The sequence below is a fragment of the Colwellia echini genome, from assembly GCF_002843355.2.
Lineage (GTDB): Bacteria > Pseudomonadota > Gammaproteobacteria > Enterobacterales > Alteromonadaceae > Colwellia > Colwellia echini.
Genome location: NZ_PJAI02000143.1, coordinates 1 through 213, shown reverse-complemented (window position 1 = coordinate 213; position 213 = coordinate 1). Strand labels below are relative to the sequence as shown.

The window sequence follows — 213 nt, the reverse complement described above, 5'->3', positions numbered from 1 at the left end:
CACAAACGGTGAATATTACCGATGCGAGTAATATAGAAGAATATATCGCTTCAGGCGCTGATAGTACCTTTGAGGTGAGCACTGGTGATAACACATGGAATATCACTGACACCGGTGATGGTACGGTTGCAGGGGTTAGTTTCACCAATTTTGCTAACTTGCAAGGTGGTAGCGGCGATGATGACTTTACGCTTGTCACACGTGGTCAAATTA

At 44.6% G+C, this 213-nt stretch carries 1 protein-coding gene; it reads left to right on the top strand.

The genetic code is table 11. The annotated features are described in order from the left end of the window. Positions 1-213, top strand: a 213-nt coding sequence (locus tag CWS31_RS17730; RefSeq protein WP_170252940.1) for a hypothetical protein, incomplete at both ends; no start/stop codon positions are given.